The sequence below is a fragment of the Pseudomonas sp. KB-10 genome, from assembly GCF_018221585.1.
GTDB classification, from domain to species: domain Bacteria; phylum Pseudomonadota; class Gammaproteobacteria; order Pseudomonadales; family Pseudomonadaceae; genus Aquipseudomonas; species Aquipseudomonas yangonensis.
In genome coordinates this window covers 407,303-424,814 of record NZ_QYYB01000001.1, presented here as the reverse complement: position 1 = coordinate 424,814, position 17,512 = coordinate 407,303, and the positions used below count along the sequence as shown (strand labels likewise).

Annotated in this window: 17 protein-coding genes; 12 read left to right on the top strand and 5 right to left on the bottom strand. The window is 64.6% G+C overall.

Annotation, left to right across the window (positions count from 1 at the left end; genetic code table 11):
- Positions 1 to 36 precede the first annotated feature (36 nt).
- From tkt to fba, 6 genes are all read left to right on the top strand, one after another.
- Entirely contained in the window at positions 37 to 2,037 is a 2,001-nt protein-coding gene (gene tkt, locus DXK50_RS01890; protein ID WP_212629168.1) for a transketolase, read from the top strand.
- Between the two features lie 104 nt (positions 2,038 to 2,141).
- Positions 2,142 to 3,209 (top strand): erythrose-4-phosphate dehydrogenase, encoded by a 1,068-nt coding sequence (gene epd / locus DXK50_RS01885; RefSeq protein ID WP_161865802.1) that lies wholly within the window; start codon positions 2,142 to 2,144, stop codon positions 3,207 to 3,209.
- A gap of 3 nt (positions 3,210 to 3,212) precedes the next feature.
- Positions 3,213 to 4,373 carry a phosphoglycerate kinase gene (locus DXK50_RS01880; protein WP_161865803.1) on the top strand — a complete coding sequence of 387 codons (1,161 nt, stop codon included), beginning with the start codon at positions 3,213 to 3,215 and terminating at the stop codon, positions 4,371 to 4,373.
- Positions 4,374 to 4,477: 104 nt separating this feature from the next.
- On the top strand, positions 4,478 to 4,663 hold the full coding sequence (locus DXK50_RS01875) for a hypothetical protein (protein WP_013713644.1): 186 nt from the start codon (positions 4,478 to 4,480) through the stop codon (positions 4,661 to 4,663).
- 13 nt (positions 4,664 to 4,676) lie between these two features.
- On the top strand, positions 4,677 to 5,003 hold the full coding sequence (locus DXK50_RS01870; RefSeq protein WP_161865804.1) for an MliC family protein: 327 nt from the start codon (positions 4,677 to 4,679) through the stop codon (positions 5,001 to 5,003).
- Positions 5,004 to 5,125: 122 nt separating this feature from the next.
- Positions 5,126 to 6,190 (top strand): class II fructose-bisphosphate aldolase, encoded by a 1,065-nt coding sequence (gene fba / locus DXK50_RS01865; RefSeq protein WP_161865805.1) that lies wholly within the window; start codon positions 5,126 to 5,128, stop codon positions 6,188 to 6,190.
- Positions 6,191 to 6,267: 77 nt separating this feature from the next.
- Here fba and DXK50_RS01860 read toward each other — a convergent pair whose 3' ends face one another.
- Positions 6,268 to 6,951 carry a polysaccharide lyase family 7 protein gene (locus DXK50_RS01860; protein ID WP_212629167.1) on the bottom strand — a complete coding sequence of 228 codons (684 nt, stop codon included), beginning with the start codon at positions 6,949 to 6,951 and terminating at the stop codon, positions 6,268 to 6,270.
- Positions 6,952 to 7,321: 370 nt separating this feature from the next.
- On the opposite strand from DXK50_RS01860, the gene DXK50_RS01855 reads away from it, so the two are divergent.
- From DXK50_RS01855 to DXK50_RS01845, 3 genes are read left to right on the top strand one after another with little or no spacing between them, the layout of a single operon-like run.
- Positions 7,322 to 7,798: a hypothetical protein gene (locus tag DXK50_RS01855; RefSeq protein WP_212629166.1), complete on the top strand. Its 477-nt coding sequence runs from the start codon at positions 7,322 to 7,324 to the stop codon at positions 7,796 to 7,798.
- A gap of 13 nt (positions 7,799 to 7,811) precedes the next feature.
- On the top strand, positions 7,812 to 8,912 hold the full coding sequence (locus DXK50_RS01850) for a PQQ-dependent sugar dehydrogenase (RefSeq protein ID WP_212629165.1): 1,101 nt from the start codon (positions 7,812 to 7,814) through the stop codon (positions 8,910 to 8,912).
- Between the two features lie 48 nt (positions 8,913 to 8,960).
- Positions 8,961 to 9,452 (top strand): YgjP-like metallopeptidase domain-containing protein, encoded by a 492-nt coding sequence (locus DXK50_RS01845; protein WP_161865809.1) that lies wholly within the window; start codon positions 8,961 to 8,963, stop codon positions 9,450 to 9,452.
- A 195-nt stretch (positions 9,453 to 9,647) separates the two neighbouring features.
- On the opposite strand, the gene DXK50_RS01840 is transcribed toward DXK50_RS01845, so the two are convergent.
- The 4 genes from DXK50_RS01840 to yccS all read right to left on the bottom strand — a co-directional run bounded on the left by DXK50_RS01840 (position 9,648) and on the right by yccS (position 14,503).
- Positions 9,648 to 9,881, bottom strand: a complete 234-nt coding sequence (locus tag DXK50_RS01840; RefSeq protein WP_161865810.1) for a DUF2789 domain-containing protein — start codon at positions 9,879 to 9,881, stop codon at positions 9,648 to 9,650.
- 62 nt (positions 9,882 to 9,943) lie between these two features.
- Positions 9,944 to 10,426, bottom strand: a complete 483-nt coding sequence (locus DXK50_RS01835) for a GreA/GreB family elongation factor (protein WP_212629164.1) — start codon at positions 10,424 to 10,426, stop codon at positions 9,944 to 9,946.
- Between the two features lie 42 nt (positions 10,427 to 10,468).
- Positions 10,469 to 12,274: a diguanylate cyclase gene (locus tag DXK50_RS01830; RefSeq protein ID WP_161865812.1), complete on the bottom strand. Its 1,806-nt coding sequence runs from the start codon at positions 12,272 to 12,274 to the stop codon at positions 10,469 to 10,471.
- Positions 12,275 to 12,331: 57 nt separating this feature from the next.
- A complete protein-coding gene (gene yccS / locus DXK50_RS01825; RefSeq protein ID WP_212629163.1) occupies positions 12,332 to 14,503 on the bottom strand; it encodes a YccS family putative transporter in 2,172 nt (723 codons plus the stop codon).
- Positions 14,504 to 14,726: 223 nt separating this feature from the next.
- Here yccS and DXK50_RS01820 point away from each other — a divergent pair, with 223 nt between their 5' ends.
- The 3 genes from DXK50_RS01820 to DXK50_RS01810 all read left to right on the top strand — a co-directional run bounded on the left by DXK50_RS01820 (position 14,727) and on the right by DXK50_RS01810 (position 17,501).
- On the top strand, positions 14,727 to 16,112 hold the full coding sequence (locus tag DXK50_RS01820) for an NfeD family protein (protein ID WP_349292057.1): 1,386 nt from the start codon (positions 14,727 to 14,729) through the stop codon (positions 16,110 to 16,112).
- On the top strand, positions 16,112 to 16,873 hold the full coding sequence (locus DXK50_RS01815; protein ID WP_024306571.1) for a slipin family protein: 762 nt from the start codon (positions 16,112 to 16,114) through the stop codon (positions 16,871 to 16,873). Before DXK50_RS01820 ends, DXK50_RS01815 begins: the two co-directional genes overlap by 1 nt.
- 88 nt (positions 16,874 to 16,961) lie before the next feature.
- A complete protein-coding gene (locus tag DXK50_RS01810; RefSeq protein ID WP_212629162.1) occupies positions 16,962 to 17,501 on the top strand; it encodes a TetR/AcrR family transcriptional regulator in 540 nt (179 codons plus the stop codon).
- The last annotated feature ends 11 nt before the right edge of the window (positions 17,502 to 17,512 follow it).

Sequence of the window (17,512 nt, the reverse complement as noted above, 5' to 3'; positions counted from 1 at the left end):
CTTCATTCAGAAGCAGCCCCCGTAGGAGATTCAGCGATGCCCAGCCGTCGTGAGCGAGCCAATGCCATTCGTGCCCTCAGCATGGATGCTGTGCAGAAAGCCAACAGCGGCCACCCCGGTGCCCCCATGGGCATGGCGGACATCGCCGAAGTGCTGTGGCGCGATTACCTGAAGCACAACCCGGCCAACCCGAATTTTGCCGACCGTGACCGCTTCGTGCTGTCCAACGGCCACGGCTCGATGCTGATCTATTCGCTGCTGCACCTGACCGGCTACGACCTGTCGATCGACGACCTGAAGAACTTCCGCCAGCTGCACAGCAAGACCCCCGGGCACCCGGAGTTCGGTTATGCGCCGGGCGTCGAGACCACCACTGGCCCGCTCGGCCAGGGCATCGCCAACGCCGTGGGCTTCGCCCTGGCGGAAAAGATCATGGCAGCGCAGTTCAACCGCGACGGCCACAAGATCGTCGATCACCACACCTATGTGTTCCTCGGCGACGGCTGCATGATGGAAGGCATCAGTCATGAAGTCTGCTCGCTGGCCGGCACCCTGGGCCTGGGCAAGCTGATCGCCTTCTATGACGACAACGGCATCTCCATCGACGGTGAAGTACATGGCTGGTTCACCGATGACACCCCGGCACGCTTCGAAGCCTACGGCTGGCAGGTGATCCGCAACGTCGACGGCCACGATGCCGACGAAATCAAGATGGCTATCGACACCGCGCGCAAATCCGGCGACCGTCCGACGCTGATCTGCTGCAAGACCATCATCGGCTTCGGCTCGCCGAACAAGCAGGGCAAGGAAGAGTCCCACGGCGCCGCCCTGGGCCATGACGAAATCGCCCTGACCCGCGCGGCTCTGAATTGGCATCATGCGCCGTTCGAAATTCCTGCCGACATCTACGCCGAGTGGGATGCCAAGGAAGCCGGCCTGGCTGCCGAAGCCGACTGGGATCAGCGCTTCGCCGCCTACTCTGCCGCCTACCCTGAACTGGCCAACGAATTCATCCGCCGCATGGCGGGCGAGCTGCCGGCCGATTTCTCCGCCAAGGCCAGCGAGTTCATTCGTGCCGTGGCCGAGAAGGGCGAAACCATCGCCAGCCGCAAGGCCAGCCAGAACTGCCTGAACGCCTTCGGTCCGCTGCTGCCGGAGCTGCTCGGTGGTTCGGCCGACCTCGCCGGTTCCAACCTGACCCTGTGGAAGGGCTGCAAGCCGGTGGTCGCCGAGGATGCCTCGGGCAACTACATGTACTACGGCGTACGTGAATTCGGCATGAGCGCGATCATGAACGGCGTGGCCCTGCACGGCGGCCTGATTCCCTACGGCGCGACCTTCCTGATGTTCATGGAATACGCGCGCAACGCGGTGCGCATGTCGGCGCTGATGAAACAGCGCGTGCTCTACGTGTTCACCCACGATTCCATCGGCCTCGGTGAAGACGGCCCGACCCACCAGCCGGTGGAGCAGCTGACCAGCCTGCGCACCACGCCGAACCTGGACACCTGGCGCCCGGCGGATACCGTCGAAGCCGCGGTGGCCTGGAAGTGCGCGATCGAGCGCAAGGATGGCCCGAGCGCGCTGATCTTCTCCCGCCAGAACCTGCCGCATAACCTGCGCGATCACGAAACCGAAGCGGCCATCAGTCGTGGTGGTTATGTCCTCAAGGACTGCGCTGGCGAACCGGAGCTGATTCTGATCGCCACCGGTTCGGAAGTCGGCCTGGCCATCCAGGCCGCTGACAAGCTGAGCGAGCGGGGCCGCAAGGTGCGCGTCGTGTCGATGCCTTCGACCAACGTGTTCGACCAGCAGGACGCCGCCTACAAGCAGTCCGTGCTGCCGCTGCAGGTCACCGCGCGTATCGCCATCGAAGCCGCCCATGCCGACTTCTGGTACAAGTACGTGGGCCTCGAAGGTCGCATCATCGGCATGGACACCTATGGTGAGTCGGCCCCTGCCGGCCAGCTGTTCGAACACTTCGGTTTCACCGTCGACAACGTCGTCGGCACTGCCGAAGAGCTGCTCGACGCCTGAGCTAGAGCGACGCCGTAGGGCGGGTGACGCGTTTTTCACCCGCCGTTACACCGCCGGTGGATCGATGAAGCGCGATCCACCCTACGGTTCATACGAGACCGCCCATGTCCAATCGCCCTTACCGCGTCGCCCTCAACGGCTATGGCCGTATTGGCCGTTGTGTGCTGCGTGCGCTGCACGAGCGTGGCAACTCATCGAGCCTGGAAATCGTCGCGCTCAACGACCTGGCCGACCAGGCCAGCGTCGAATACCTGACCCGCTTCGACTCCACCCACGGCCGCTTCCCCGGTGAGGTGAAGGTCGATGGCGACTGCCTGCACATCAATGGTGACTGCGTGAAGGTGTTGCGTCAGAGCGAGCCGGAGGCCATCGATTGGGCGGCGCTGGATATCGACCTGCTGCTCGAATGCTCCGGGCAGTACACCACGCGTGCCGATGCCGAGCGTTTCCTCGATGCCGGTGCGCCGCGGGTCCTGCTGTCGCAGCCGATGGCGAGCGAGGCGGATATCGATGCCACCGTGGTCTTCGGCGTCAATCAGCAGTGCCTGAGCGGTGCCGAACGCCTGGTGTCGAACGCGTCCTGTACCACCAACTGCGGCGTGCCGTTGTTGAAACTTCTCGACGAGGTGGTGGGTCTGGAATACGTCTCCATTACCACCATTCACTCGGCGATGAACGACCAGCCCGTGATCGATGCCTATCACCACGAAGACCTGCGCCGCACGCGCTCGGCTTTTCAGTCCGTGATTCCGGTCTCTACCGGACTGGCCCGTGGTATCGAGCGTCTGCTGCCGGAGCTGGCCGGGCGCATTCAGGCCAAGGCCATTCGCGTACCGACGGTCAACGTCTCCTGCCTGGACATCACGCTACAGACCGCACGCGACACCTCGGCAGAAGAGATCAACCGCGTGCTGCGGCTGGCGGCGGAAAGCGGCCCGCTCAAGGGGCTGCTGGCCTACACCGAATTGCCGCATGCCAGCTGCGACTTCAATCATGATCCGCACTCGGCCATCGTCGACGGCAGCCAGACCCGCGTGTCCGGCCCGCGCCTGGTCAACCTGCTGGCCTGGTTCGACAACGAGTGGGGCTTCGCCAACCGCATGCTCGATGTCGCCGAACATTTTCTCGCTGTATCCACTTCCTCCGTACAACCAGCCTCCTTGAAGGACTGACCTATGACCGTTCTGAAGATGACCGACCTTGACCTCAATGGTAAGCGCGTGCTGATCCGCGAAGACCTCAACGTCCCGGTGAAGGACGGTGTGGTCAAGAGCGACGCGCGTATCCTCGCTTCGCTGCCGACCATCAAGCTGGCGCTGGAAAAAGGCGCAGCCGTGCTGGTTTGCTCGCATCTGGGGCGCCCGGAAGAGGGTGTCTACAGCGAGGAAGACAGCCTGGCTCCGGTCGCCGCCTACCTGAGCAAGGCCCTTGGCCGCGAAGTACCGCTGGTCAAGGACTACCTCGGCGGTGTCGAGGTCAAGGCCGGTGAGCTGGTGCTGCTGGAGAACGTGCGTTTCAACAAGGGCGAGAAGAAGAACAGCGACGAGCTGGCCCAGCAGTATGCTGCCCTGTGCGACGTCTTCGTGATGGACGCTTTCGGCACCGCCCACCGCGCTCAGGGGTCGACCCATGGCGTGGCCAAGTTCGCCAAGGTCGCCTGCGCCGGCCCGCTGCTGGCTGCCGAGCTGGACGCACTGGGCAAGGCGCTGGACAAGCCGGCCCGTCCGATGCTGGCCATCGTCGCCGGCTCCAAGGTGTCGACCAAGCTGGACGTGCTCAACTCGCTGGCGGACATCTGCGATTCGCTGATCGTCGGTGGCGGCATCGCCAACACCTTCCTCGCGGCTGCCGGCCTGCCGGTGGGCAAGTCGCTGTACGAAGCCGACCTGGTCGAGACTGCCAAGGCCATCGCAGCCAAGGTCAGCGTACCGCTGCCGGTCGATGTGGTGGTGGCCAAGGCCTTCGCCGAAGATGCCGAAGCCACCGTCAAGGCGGTCAAGGACGTGGCTGAAGACGACATGATCCTCGACATCGGCCCGCAGACGGCCAAGCAGTTCGCCGAGATGCTCAAGGCCTCGCAGACCATCCTGTGGAACGGCCCGGTCGGCGTGTTCGAGTTCGACCAGTTCGGCAACGGCACCAAGGCCCTGGCCCAGGCCATCGCCGAGAGCCCGGCGTTCTCCATCGCCGGCGGCGGCGACACCCTGGCGGCCATCGACAAGTACGGCGTGGCCGAGAAGATTTCCTATATTTCCACCGGTGGCGGTGCTTTCCTTGAGTTCGTCGAGGGCAAGGTACTGCCGGCCGTGGAAGTGCTGGAGCAGCGCGCACAATAACGGCGAGCCAGGGTGATGGGTGTCACCCAGCGCCCCGGCTGATTAAACCCTGACGCGAACGGGTGGTCTGTAGAAAACCGGATCATCGTACAAGGAGTCGTGTCATGGACAAGTTAGCCGCATTGAGCGTGATTGGTATGTTGCTGGCCGGTTGTGCCGGCGGTGGTCGGGAAGCGGCCTGCGAGGTATTCAGCCCGGCGCAGATCGAAACCCCGACCACTCAGGATGATCAGCGTGTCGAGGAAAGCACCGGCCAGCCTACTGGCCCGGCGCCGGAACAGCGTTGCTGACGAGGAGAGGTAATTGAGCGGGATCAAACTGGCGGGGCTCGCTGCCATCGCCCTGCTGCTGGCAGCCTGCAGCAACCAGCCGGCCGCGCCGGATCAGTGGAATCGCTGGGTATGCGACAGCCAGGCCGAAGTCCAGTGGCGCTTCGCCAATGGCAGCTTCGATCAGGTGGACGTGCGCTTGGGCGGGGACGATATCGTCTATCGCCTGACTCAGGAGCCGGCCGCCTCCGGCGCGCTTTACAGCGACGGGCGTCTGTCCTTCCATACCAAGGGGGAGGAAGGCCTGGTCTACTGGACGGCTACCGATGACCTGATAGGTCGCGGTTGCAAGGCTCCGTAATACCCTCGGCTCTGCCGAGACGAGAGCTGGGCTGAGCCCAGACTCGACGAAACTTGAACAACGCCTGCCCCTGCGGCAGGCTTGCACGATCAACGACCTCCAAACCGGGAGACAGAAACACCATGGCACTTATCAGCATGCGCCAGATGCTCGACCACGCCGCCGAATTCGGCTACGGCGTGCCGGCCTTCAACGTCAACAACCTCGAGCAGATGCGCGCCATCATGGAAGCCGCCGACAAGACCGATTCGCCGGTCATCGTCCAGGCCTCCGCTGGTGCCCGCAAGTACGCCGGTGCGCCGTTCCTGCGCCACCTGATCCTGGCTGCCATCGAAGAATTCCCGCACATTCCGGTGTGCATGCACCAGGACCACGGCACCAGCCCGGACGTGTGCCAGCGCTCGATCCAGCTGGGCTTTTCCTCGGTGATGATGGATGGTTCGCTGAAGGAAGACGGCAAGACCCCGGCCGATTACGAGTACAACGTCCGCGTAACCCAGCAGACCGTGGCCTTCGCTCACGCCTGCGGCGTTTCCGTGGAAGGTGAACTGGGTTGCCTGGGCAGCCTTGAAACCGGCATGGCTGGTGAAGAAGATGGCGTCGGCGCCGAGGGCGTGCTCGATCACAGCCAACTGCTGACCGATCCGGAAGAAGCCGCGGACTTCGTCAAGAAGACCCAGGTCGATGCCCTGGCCATCGCCATCGGCACCAGCCACGGCGCCTACAAGTTCACCAAGCCGCCAACCGGCGACGTGCTCTCCATCGAGCGCATCAAGGAAATCCACAAGCGCATCCCCAACACCCACCTGGTGATGCATGGGTCTTCGTCCGTTCCTCAGGAGTGGCTGAAGGTGATCAACGAGTTCGGCGGCGACATCAAGGAAACCTACGGTGTGCCGGTCGAGGAAATCGTCGAGGGCATCAAGCACGGCGTGCGCAAGGTCAACATCGACACCGACCTGCGCCTGGCCTCCACTGGTGCCATCCGTCGCATGATGGCCGAGCATCCGAGCGAGTTCGACCCGCGCAAGTTCTTCGCCAAGACCATCGTCGCCATGCGTGACATCTGCATCGCCCGCTACGAAGCCTTCGGCACCGCTGGCAATGCCTCCAAGATCAAGCCGATCTCCCTGGAAGGCATGTTCCAGCGCTACGCCAGCGGCGAGCTGAACGCCAAGGTCAACTAAGCCCGCGCGCTACACGGAAAACGCCGCGGCTCCTCACGGAGTCGCGGCGTTTTTTTATGGCGTGCGTTCAGGTCGCGTCAGTTCGCTGCACCAACCAGCGAGCGGTGTTCGATCTTGAGCAGATCGAAGCGCGCGGCGCCGGCTTCGGTTTCATACCCGGTGTTGTCCTGGGTGTAGACCCCGGCCTTGAAGTACAGCGGTTTGACCGCCCAGGTCGGCTCCACTCGGGTGTTCCAGTTGATGCTGTTGAGGCTGACGGCCAGGGTGCCGTCCGGTTTCAGGTTGATCACGTAGCGAAACGGCTGGTTCAGACGGATGCCGCTGGCGATGTTCACCACCTGGATCTCCGAGGTTGGCGTCACACGGACCTTGGCGACGATATTGCCGTCGGCGGTCTTGGTCTTGTACTGGTACTCCAGCTTGAGCAGCGGCTCGGAACTCTTGAAGGCATGAATCTGGCCGATGACGATCTTGCCGGTGGACGGCACCTGGCTGACGCTCAGTGAAGCACGCAGGAAATTGTCCGACTCCGGATAGGTCCAGTTGCGCAGGCGACCGTCGGCGTAGGTTTCGCGCAGTTCGGTGCGGGGGTACTTCGCGCTCTCGGTCGTGGTGCCATTGACCGGTGCCCAGAAGAAGATGGCGCCCTCCTTGGACTGGAAATAGTGATCCTGGTAACCACCGGCCAGAACGCGGGTCTCGATGGTGGTCGCGGGGACGCCGACTGGAACGCTGAGATTCCACATGGCGAGTTCGATCATGTTCAAAAGCTCCTGAAAAAGGAAACTTCAGTCGGGGGCACATCTCATCCAGGAGTCAGTAACGGCTTACTTGGCGTTCCAGCCGGTGACGCGCGAGCTAGAAGGGTGGCAGGGCTGCCTTCACGAGCAGCGAGTGCGCTCGTGGCGCGCTTTATAACGGCAATCGGGGCGAAAGCGTGATAGCCGTTTGTCGGCTTATTGGCGTCAATTTAAAGTCATTATCATTGGCGCTTTCGATCCACTGCGCAGCCCGAAAGTGCGAGGAAAGAGGCGATGTCCGGCACAGGTAAAACCCTGTAAAACACCCGGAACATAACGGCCGGTAGGGTGCGCCATAATCCGGGCACTGTCGTTCCGGGAACTGTTCTCCATGTCCAGCAAGCCGCGCCTGTTGCTCGCTTTCGTCCTCGCCGTGTTGCTGGCTTCGCTGCTTGCCTCGATCTTCCAGACCCAGACCAACCTCGCCGCCCTGCAAGCGCTGGGCGCACCGATGCCGCTGGATGTACGCGTTGGCACCACTTGCCTCGACCTGCTCGGCTTCGCTCCCACCTTCATCCTGCTCAGTGCGCTGGGCTTTCTTATCGCACTGCCGATGGCCGCCTGGTTCGCCCGGCGTATACCCACGCTGCGCTGGCTGATCTTCGTCCTGGCGGGCGCGCTGGCCATCTGGTCGGCACTGGCGCTGGCCAATGTCGTGGCCCCGATGCCGACGCTGATCGCCGCTGATCGCAGCCCCTACGGCACGCTCGGGCTAATGGCCTGCGGCAGCGTCGGCGCATTGCTGTTCGGGCTGCTTGGCCGGCGTGTGCGCTACCGGACGCGCCCGACCTCTTCCGACTCCCTGTGACAAGGCGTGGCCCATGTTGAGAAGTAAGCGCGCGCTATTGCTTGGCGCCCTGTTGGTCAGTACGCCTTCGCTGGCGCTGGATTACCGTATCGAAACCTTCAGCGAAGGTCTGGAGCACCCCTGGGCGATGGCTTTCCTGCCGGATGGCCGTCTGCTGGTCACCGAACGCGTCGGGCGCCTGCGCATCATCGAAGCCGATGGCAGTGTCGACCCGGAACCCGTCGCCGGCTTACCCGAAGCCTTTAGCGCTGCCCAGGCGGGGCTGATGGAAGTGGCGCTGGACCCGGATTACGCCGACAACCGCTGGCTGTACCTGACCTACACGCACGGCACGCAGGAGGCCAACAACACGCGTCTGGCCCGCGCCCGCCTGGTGGACGACGAGCTGCACGACTTCGAGGTCCTGTTCACCGCCCAGCCGCTCAAGGAGGGTGCTTCGCACTACGGCGGGCGTATCGCCTTCCTGGCCGACAAGACCCTGGTGCTGACGCTGGGCGACGGCTTCGACTGGCGCGAGGAGGCGCAGAATCCGGCCAATCATCTCGGTAAGATCGTGCGGCTGAACCGCGACGGCAGCGTGCCGCCGGACAACCCGATGGTGGGGCAGGCCGGCGCCGCCGCCGAGATCTACAGCCTGGGTCATCGCAACGTGCAAGGCATCGTCTTCGATGCCGAGAGTGGCCGCCTGTACAGCCATGAACACGGCCCGCGTGGCGGCGACGAACTCAACTTGATCGAGGCTGGTAACAACTACGGCTGGCCGCTGGTGACCTTCGGTATCGATTACACCGGTGCGCGGGTCAGCCCCTACACCGAGTTGCCGGGGCTGACCGCCCCCCTGCTGCACTGGACGCCATCGGTGGCGCCGTCGAGCCTGACGCTGTATCGCGGCGAGCTGTTCCCCGACTGGCAGGGCGACCTGTTCGCCGCCACCCTGGCCGAACGCAGCGTACGCCGTATCCGTGTGCGCGACGGCATGCTGGCCGGTGAGGAGGTGCTGTTCGAAGAGCTGGACGAGCGCATTCGCGACGTGCGCAGCGGACCGGACGGCGCCCTCTACCTGCTCACCGACAACCCGCAGGGGCGCCTGTTGCGTGTGCTGCCCAGCGAGTAGGGCGCTATCCGTTACACTGGCGGTCCTGATGAACAAGGGACCTGAGCGGTGAAGTATCTACAGGGTTATCCGGTGGCCGTGCAGCAGCAGGTGCGCCAGTTGATTGCCGATGATCGGCTGGGTGATTACCTGGCCCAGCGCTATCCGGGCCGCCACGAGGTGCAGAGCGACAAGGCACTGTACGGCTACGTGATGGCCCTCAAGCAGGAGCACCTGAAGAACGCACCGGCGATCGACAAGGTGCTCTATGACGCCCGCCTTGATCTCACCCACAGGGCGCTGGGGCTGCATACGGCTATCTCGCGAGTGCACGGCGGCAGGCTCAAGGCCAAGAAGGAGATTCGCGTCGCCTCGCTGTTTCGCGACGCCGCGCCGGCCTTTCTGCAGATGATCGTGGTGCACGAGCTGGCGCACCTGAAGGAGGCCGAGCACAACAAGGCCTTCTACAAGCTTTGCGATCACATGTTGCCGGGCTATGCGCAGATCGAGTTCGACCTGCGCATGTACCTGACCTGGCGCGAGATGACGGCGGGCGGTTGAAGCGCAGGCGCGCCTGCCCGCTAGCAGACCGTTGAAAAACGTAGGCGAGGCAGCCAATGCAATACCGATGGCGGCCCCGCAAAAACAGGCGAAAAAGCGGAGTTTACGAGCTGTAAATGAGCATTTTGATCGGACTCGCGCACGAGCCTGTTTTTAACGCGGCAGTGGCAACGCAGATAGTTTTTCAACAGCCTGTTAGCCGTGCAGGCGCACGTTTAGCTGGTCGACCACCGGCGCCCAGTCGGCGTCTTCGAGAATCTCGTCGCGCAGCAGCGCTGCCTGAGCCGGGGTCCAGAAGGGGGCCTCGGACAGCTTGCATGCGTCCGGCAGAGGCGAATGGGTGCTGATGAAGGCGTTGATGCTGGCCGGATCGTCGGGCAGGCCAAGCTGCTTGAACAGGGCGGGCAGACTGTGGACGGGGTTTTCCATGGCGGGCTCTCCAAACGTAGGGTTCATCGATAATTACCCAACCGAGGCTCGGATAGTTCCCTTCATTCGGCTGCCAGCACTTCGAATACCTGCTGCCTATTGCCCATGGGCAGGGTGATTTCGTCACCCGGACGTTTGCCGAGCAGCAGACGGCCCAGCGGCGCGGCATTGCCCAGTACCTGAACGCTCTGCCCGGCCTGCTGCAGCTTCATGCTGGCGCCCTGCGGGCCGAGAAACAGCCACTGCTCATGGCCGTCTTCGCTAGCCAGCTGAATCAGTGCACCCAGTTCGATGCCCTGCGCCTCGTCGAATGGTCGCGGGCGCAACTGGCGCCAGGTGATCAGGGTCTGGCGCAGTTCTTCGACCCGGCGTGCCTGGCCGCTGGCCAGATAAGCGGCCTCCAGGCCCAGGGTGTCGTATTTGTTTTCGGCGACGTTCTCCTCATGGGTGGCCGCTTCGTGAGCGGTGAGGGCGGCGAGGCTGGCCTGCTCGAGGTCGGCCTGCAGATGGGTAAGCACGTCGTACAGCAGCAGATTTTTGTCCATGGTGCGCTATTTGGGCGGTGACGGGATGGGGCAGGCCCCTGTTCAGGGATGCGCGGTTGCCAGTTGCACGCGGTTGCGCCCGGCGGCCTTGGCTTGGTACATCGCGGCGTCGGCCAGGCGGATCAGCGTGGTGGCATCGTCTCCGCCGCGACTCAGGGCGATACCGATGCTGGCGCCGACGCGCACGGCACGATTTTCCAGATACATCGGTGTGTCCAGCCCTTCCAACAGGCGCTTGGCCAGGTCGTGGGCGTCTTCGGCCGATTGCACATTCTCGCAGACCACCACGAACTCGTCGCCGCCCAGGCGGGCCGGCAGGTCGGCATCGCGGATGTACTGACGTAGACGCTCGGCGATCTCGGCCAGTACCAGGTCGCCAAAGCCGTGGCCATGCTGGTCGTTGATCGGTTTGAACCCGTCCAGGTCGATCAGCATCACCGCCAGCAGTTCGTTGCGACGCAGGCTGCGCGCCAGCGCCTGATCCAGATGCTGCTGCAGGGCAGTACGGTTGGCCAGGCCGGTCAGCGGGTCCTGCAACGCCAGTTCGCTGAGGCGCTGGTTGGCCTGCTCCAGCGCCAGGGTGCGTTCGGTGACGCGTTTGGCCAGGACCTGTTCGTTGAGCTGCAGCGCCGCCTCGCGCTGGCGCTTGAGTTCGTTGAAGCGCGCGGCCAGGGCGAAGGACAGCAGGATCATCTCGAGCCCCGAGCCGATCTGCATGGCGTACAGGGTGATGAAGTTCGACGGAATCAGGGCGAAGTTACGCAGCGCCAGCAGCACCGCACCCGTCAGCAACATCAGCCAGGCCAGGGCGAACAGGCGCGCACCGGGCACGCGGTAACCGACGCAGACGAAGCTGGTGACCAGCAGCGTCAGGGTGGCGATCAGGCCGGTCACCGACATCAGCTGCAAGGCGCGCTGCACCGGTAGCAGCAGCGTGGCCAATACAGCGGTGCCGATGGCCATGCACAACATCAGCAGGACCCGGTCCCAGCGCGGCAGCCACTGGCGGGTATCGAGGAAGCTGCGGGCGAAGATCACCGACAGCAGCGCCGCCGAGGTCAGGCTGACCGGCAACATGCGATTGCTCCAGGGCGCGGCGTCGGACCACAGGTACTGCGCGCCAAGGCCGTTGAGCGACAGTACGCTGAGGGCGAAGGCGAACATGAACAGCACGTAGTTGAGGAAGGGCCGTTCGCGCAGGGCGAGAAACAGCAGCAGGTTGTACAGGCCCAGCGCGATCAGCACGCCGAAGTAGATGGCGTGCACCAGATAGCCATTCTGACTGTGCTGCTCGAAATCGCGCGAAGACATCAGCGCACCGCTGAGGGTCATGCTGCCGCGCGAGTCGACGCGCAGGTACAGCGTGCGCTGCTCGCCAGGTTGCAGGGTGATCTCGAATACCGGGTAGCGATGGCCGACGGCGCGCTCGGCGTAGGGCACAGTATCGCCGCTGCGTGACTCGCGCACGCCATCGGCGCCGATATCGTACAGGCGTACTTCATCCAGTGAGGCGTAGTTCAGTTCCAGGCGCCAGATGCGCGTTTGCTGAGCGTCCGATTGCAGTTCCAGACGCAACCAGATCACCCCCGGCACGTAGCCGAAGCTCAGATCGCGACGTTTCAGTGAGGACTCAAATGGCGCGTCGGCGGCGCGCACGTCGTCCAGGCTCAGCGTGCCCTGTGGGTCGGCGAGAAAATCCACCAGGCCGTAGAGATCCTGTGGCGCGCTGACTTCGTTCAGGCGCGTGGCGGCGAAGGAGAGCTGGCTGGTTAGAAGCAGACAGCACACCAGCAGCAGACCCGGCAACGAGACCGGAAAGGCAGGGGCGGCGTGTCGGTTAGCTGGCATGGGCAAGGCCTGGGAAATAGGCGTCCTTAAATAGTGGCAGAAAGCCGCATTGAGCTGCTAGTGGCGATCCTTCTGCAGGTGTGCCGCCAGGGTGCGCAGCGGTGCGAGCTGGCGGCAGATCAGCGCCAGCTGCGTCTGCACCAGGCGCTGCCGTTCATCGACGTCATCGGCGATCTGCTCCAGGCTCTGCGCCAGGGCCTGTTCCTCGTCGCTGTGAATCACCAGCGGCTGCTCGCCACGCAGGCCGGTGGCGATTTCATCGAGACTGCTCGCCAGCGCTTCGGCCTGTGCCAGCAGTTGTGCCTGGACCGCCTGCGGTAACTGTTCCCCGCGGTGCGCGCCGAGCGCAGAGAGGTAGCTGAGCAGGGTGTGCGACAGCACCAGGAAGCGAAAGCCGAGGTCGGCATCCTTACGGAAGTGGCCCGGCTCCATCAGCATGTTGCCGAGGGTGGTGGACAGGGCCGCGTCGGCGTTGTGCGCGTTGCGCCGGGCCAGACGGTAGCCGAGGTCGTCACGTTTGCCGCGGGCGTACTGGGCGATGATCTGCCGCAGGTAGGCGCTGTTGCAGCTCAGCGTGCCGGCGAGCATGCGGCCCAGGCGCCGCCCCTGCCAGTCCGGCAGGATCAGGAATACCGCCAGCCCGGCGATCAGGCTGCCGAGCAGGGTGTCGACCAGGCGTGGCAGGAACAGACCGTAGCCATCACCGACCTGGTTGAAGCAGAACAGCACCAGCAGGGTGATCGCCGCAGTGGCCAGGGTGTAGCGCGTGCTGCGCGTGGCGAAGAAGGCGACCCCGGCGACCACGGCGAACAGCGCCTGGACGCGCGGATCGGGGAACAGATCGAACAGCGCCCAGCCGAGCCCCAGACCGACCAGGGTACCGACGATACGCTGCACCAGCTTCAGGCGCGTGGCACCGTAGTTCGGCTGGCAGACGAACAGGGTGGTCAGCAGAATCCAGTAGCCCTGGGTCGGGTGAATCAGATGTAGCAGGCCGTAACCGGCGGCCAGGGCGATGGACAGGCGCAGAGCGTGGCGAAACAGCAGCGAGGTGGGCGTCAGTTGCTGGCCGATGCGCTCGGCCACTTCACGCAGTGAATGCGGTTCGCGATCGAGCAGGCTGCTGTCCTGTTCGTCGGCCAGGGCATCGGGGTTGCTGGCATTGCCCAGCAGCAGGTCGAGGCTGGCGAGGTTGCCGGCCAGTGCGCCGAGCGAGCGCAGCAGGCGGCGCCAAGCCGGGTTGCTCTGCAGATGCAGATGGTCCAGCGAGGCATGCAGATCTTCCAGCGCCTGGCTGCACAGCTCGCGGTATTCGAAGGGCTGGCGCAGTTCGATGGCGCTGCCCAGGCGTTCGCAGGCTTCGCCGTGCAGGCGCAGCAAACGCTGGCAGCGAAACAGTACGTCGCTGTGGAAGAAGGCCTCGGCCAGTTCGTTGTAGGGGTAGTGCGAGGAGCTGGCGCGTTCGTGAATGTCCTGGGCGAGGAAGTACAGCTTCAGGTAGCGATTGACCTTGGGCCCGGGACGGCCATTGCCGACCCGGTGCAGGATGATCTCCTTGGCCGCGTTGAGCGCCGATACCACGCGTCCGTTCTGCTGCGCCAACTCCAGGCGGCGCTGCTCGACATCCAGCTGGCGCACGGGTTCGAACAGTGCCGCCTTGAGCTTGAGGTACTTGCCCAGCTCGCGAAACAGCCGGGCCAGGCTTTGCTGCACCGGCTGATGGGCGAACAGGCCATGCCAGATCACCGACAGCAGGCCGTACCATGCGGCGCCGGCCACCAGCAGGAGGGGCTCCAGCCACAGGCCGGCGACGCCGCCGCGCTGCTCGACGCCGATCATGCTGTACACGGCGAGGATCAGCGTGCCGGAGCCGAGCGTGGCGAAACGCTCGCCCAGGGCGCCGAGCAGGGTCAGGCAAAAGGTCGACAGCGCCAGGGCGATGACGAACAGCCAGGGGTAGGGAAACAGAAACTCCACCGCGTAGGCCGCCGCGCTGAAGCAGGCCAGGGTCACCAGCACCGCACCGAGACGGCCCTGCCAGCTGTCATCGGTCTCGGTCAGGGCGCTGGCGATGATGCCGAGAAACAGGGGGATCAGTCCGTGCATCCAACCTTGCCACCAACACAGCGCGAGGGCTCCGGTCAGGGCGATGAGCACCCGCAGGCTGGCGCTGAATTTGTCCAGCGCCCAGAGACGGCGCAACGATTGGCGAAGGCGGGGACGGGGCATAAACGACCTGGTTGAAGTAGAGATGAGCAGCCTACCGGAACTGAATGACCGCTGGGTATCCATCTGCACCCAATAGCCATGCCTGGCGCCTCGCTTCACCCGCTCGTACATGCCCTGTAGCACATCCGGTTGCCCGGTCGAGGGAGTCGCAGAAGGCCTGGACTATGCTCAGTAAGGTCCCGCTGCCACATCTTCGGTACCACCGCGGGCCTGGGAGTCGAACGTGTCACCTGGCTGGTTGCGTCTGTGTCTGTGCGCTCTGATCCTCTGCGGATCGGTGGGGGTGAGTGCGGCGCCGGGCGCAGTGGTGCGCTTGCAGGTGGATGGCGTTATCGGCCCGGCCAGTGCCGATTATCTGGTGCGCGGCCTGGCCAGGGCGGTGGACGAAGGCGCCCAGCTGGTGGTGATCGAGATCGACACCCCCGGCGGCCTGGACAGCGCCATGCGCGTCATCATCAAGGCGATTCTCGCCAGCCCGGTTCCGGTCGCGACGCACGTCGCACCCGGAGGTGCGCGGGCCGCCAGCGCCGGCACCTACATCCTCTACGCCAGTCATGTGGCCGCGATGGCTCCGGGGACCAATCTCGGCGCCGCCACGCCAGTGGCCATCGGCATGCCGGGCTCGCCAGGCAAGCCCGAGGGAGAGGGCAAGGGCGAGGCGAACAAAGCGACACAAGGCGAAAAGGGCTCGGATGACGCCATGACCGCCAAGCAGGTCAACGACGCCGCGGCCTACATCCGCGGCCTGGCCAATATGCGCGGACGCAACGCCGAATGGGCCGAACAGGCGGTGCGCGAAGCCGTCAGTCTGTCAGCCGAGGAGGCGCTGGAACGCCAGGTGATCGACTACCTGGCCGCTGATACCACCGACTTGTTGCGCCAGCTGGATGGCAAGACCCTGCAGGCGGCAGGCGTCGAGCAGACCCTGGCTACGGCTGGCGCGCCGCTGATCAGCCATGCACCGGACTGGCGCACCCGCCTGCTGGCGGTGATCACCAACCCCAGCGTGGCGCTGATCCTGATGATGATCGGCATCTACGGGCTGTTCTTCGAATTCGCCAACCCCGGCAGTGGCGTTGGCGGCGTGCTCGGTGGCATCAGCCTGCTGCTCGCGCTCTACGCCCTGCAATTGCTGCCGGTGAACTACGCCGGCGTGGCGCTGATTCTGCTCGGCATCGCCTTCATCACCGCCGAGGCCTTCCTGCCCAGTTTCGGCGTGCTCGGCATCGGCGGGGTGGTGGCGTTCGTGTTCGGCGGGCTGATCCTCATCGATACCGATGTGCCGGGTTTCGGTATTCCGCTGGCGCTGATCGTCACCCTGGCGCTGATCAGCGCTGCGCTGGTCCTGGCCATCGTCGGCATGGCGCTCAGGGCCAGGCGGCGCCAGCAGGTGGCCGGTGCCAGCGGTCTGGTCGGCAGCCTGGTGGCGGTCGCTGCGGTGCGTGACGACGATCCGCGCGCCGGTTGGGTCGCCCTGCAGGGCGAGCGCTGGCAGGTGCGGGGTACTGCGCCATTACGGCTTGGTCAGCGGGTACGAGTCACGGCGCGCGACGGCGTGCATCTGCAGGTCAGCGCGGTGGATGAACCACCGCCCCAAGGAGGTCACTGATGGGTTTCGAATTGAGCTTCATTTCACTGGCGATCATCGTTCTCGCGCTGCTCGTCTCATCCTTTCGCATCCTGCGTGAATACGAACGTGGCGTGGTGTTCCAGCTCGGCCGCTTCTGGCGGGTCAAGGGCCCGGGGCTGATCCTGATCATCCCCGGCCTGCAACAGATGGTGCGGGTGGACCTGCGCACCATCGTCCTCGACGTACCGCCGCAGGACGTGATTTCCCGCGACAACGTCTCGGTCAAGGTCAACGCGGTGATCTACTTCCGCGTGCTCGATCCGCAAAATGCGATCATCCAGGTCGAGGATTACATGGTCGCCACCAGCCAGCTGGCGCAGACCACGCTGCGCGCGGTGCTCGGCAAGCACGACCTGGACCAGATGCTCGCCGAGCGTGAGCAGCTCAACTCCGACATCCAGCAGGTGCTGGACGCGCAGACCGACGCCTGGGGCATCAAGGTGGCCAACGTCGAGATCAAGCACGTCGACATCAACGAGTCGATGGTGCGCGCCATCGCCCGCCAGGCCGAAGCCGAACGCGAGCGGCGGGCCAAGGTGATCCACGCCGAAGGCGAGCTGCAGGCCTCGGAAAAGCTGATGCAGGCTGCCGAGATCCTCGGCCGGCAGAGCGGCGCCATGCAGCTGCGCTACATGCAGACGCTGAGCAATATCGCCAGCGACAAGAACTCGACCATCGTCTTCCCGCTGCCGGTGGAACTGCTGCGCGGCATCGTCGACCTCAAGGAGCCCAAGGCTTGAGTTTGGAACTGACTGGTTCTAAATTGCGTCCATGACGACACGTGGACGCCCCAAAAGCTTCTGCCCGGACCGGGCCCTGGAAAACGCCATGCAGCTGTTCTGGCAGCGCGGTTATGAGGCCGCATCGCTGCAGGACCTGCAGGCGGCCACCGGGCTGTCCAAGAGCAGCCTGTATCAGACCTACCCGAGCAAGCAGGCCTGGTTCGTCGCGGCGTTCAGCCGATACGTAGCGCAGCGCCGAGCCTTGTTGCTGGAGCAGCTTGACGCCAGCGCCTCGCCGCTGGCCTTCATCCGCGAGCGCCTGCTCAGCGTGCTCGAAGACGATGGTCCCGGTGGCGTGCCGCGTGGCTGCATGCTGGTCAACGTCGCCAATGAATTCTCCTTGTCGGAGCCCGCGCTGGTGCCGGTTTTGCAGCAGGCCACCGCGGGTGTCTGCCAGGTGTTCGAAGAGGCGCTGGCGCGCGCCGTGGCCTGCGGGGAACTGCGCAACGATCAGGACCTCGCGGCCCGGGCCGGCTACTTGCAGTGCGTAATGAGCGGGCTGCGCACGCAGGTGAAATCCGCGGTGCCGGCGGACTCGATCCGTGCCACCGTGGCCGTGGTGATGACGAGCCTGGACTGCCAGTGAGCAATCCTACG

What these genes read in the sequence shown, in the direction of transcription:
- tkt (WP_212629168.1), top strand. Translation starts at nt 37, where the DNA reads ATGCCCAGCCGTCGTGAGCGAGCCAATGCCATTCGTGCCCTCAGCATG.
- epd (WP_161865802.1), top strand. Translation starts at nt 2,142, where the DNA reads ATGTCCAATCGCCCTTACCGCGTCGCCCTCAACGGCTATGGCCGTATT.
- DXK50_RS01880 (WP_161865803.1), top strand. Translation starts at nt 3,213, where the DNA reads ATGACCGTTCTGAAGATGACCGACCTTGACCTCAATGGTAAGCGCGTG.
- DXK50_RS01875 (WP_013713644.1), top strand. Translation starts at nt 4,478, where the DNA reads ATGGACAAGTTAGCCGCATTGAGCGTGATTGGTATGTTGCTGGCCGGT.
- fba (WP_161865805.1), top strand. Translation starts at nt 5,126, where the DNA reads ATGGCACTTATCAGCATGCGCCAGATGCTCGACCACGCCGCCGAATTC.
- DXK50_RS01860 (WP_212629167.1), bottom strand. Translation starts at nt 6,951, where the DNA reads ATGATCGAACTCGCCATGTGGAATCTCAGCGTTCCAGTCGGCGTCCCC.
- DXK50_RS01855 (WP_212629166.1), top strand. Translation starts at nt 7,322, where the DNA reads ATGTCCAGCAAGCCGCGCCTGTTGCTCGCTTTCGTCCTCGCCGTGTTG.
- DXK50_RS01850 (WP_212629165.1), top strand. Translation starts at nt 7,812, where the DNA reads ATGTTGAGAAGTAAGCGCGCGCTATTGCTTGGCGCCCTGTTGGTCAGT.
- DXK50_RS01840 (WP_161865810.1), bottom strand. Translation starts at nt 9,881, where the DNA reads ATGGAAAACCCCGTCCACAGTCTGCCCGCCCTGTTCAAGCAGCTTGGC.
- DXK50_RS01835 (WP_212629164.1), bottom strand. Translation starts at nt 10,426, where the DNA reads ATGGACAAAAATCTGCTGCTGTACGACGTGCTTACCCATCTGCAGGCC.
- DXK50_RS01830 (WP_161865812.1), bottom strand. Translation starts at nt 12,274, where the DNA reads ATGCCAGCTAACCGACACGCCGCCCCTGCCTTTCCGGTCTCGTTGCCG.
- yccS (WP_212629163.1), bottom strand. Translation starts at nt 14,503, where the DNA reads ATGCCCCGTCCCCGCCTTCGCCAATCGTTGCGCCGTCTCTGGGCGCTG.
- DXK50_RS01815 (WP_024306571.1), top strand. Translation starts at nt 16,112, where the DNA reads ATGGGTTTCGAATTGAGCTTCATTTCACTGGCGATCATCGTTCTCGCG.
- DXK50_RS01810 (WP_212629162.1), top strand. Translation starts at nt 16,962, where the DNA reads ATGCAGCTGTTCTGGCAGCGCGGTTATGAGGCCGCATCGCTGCAGGAC.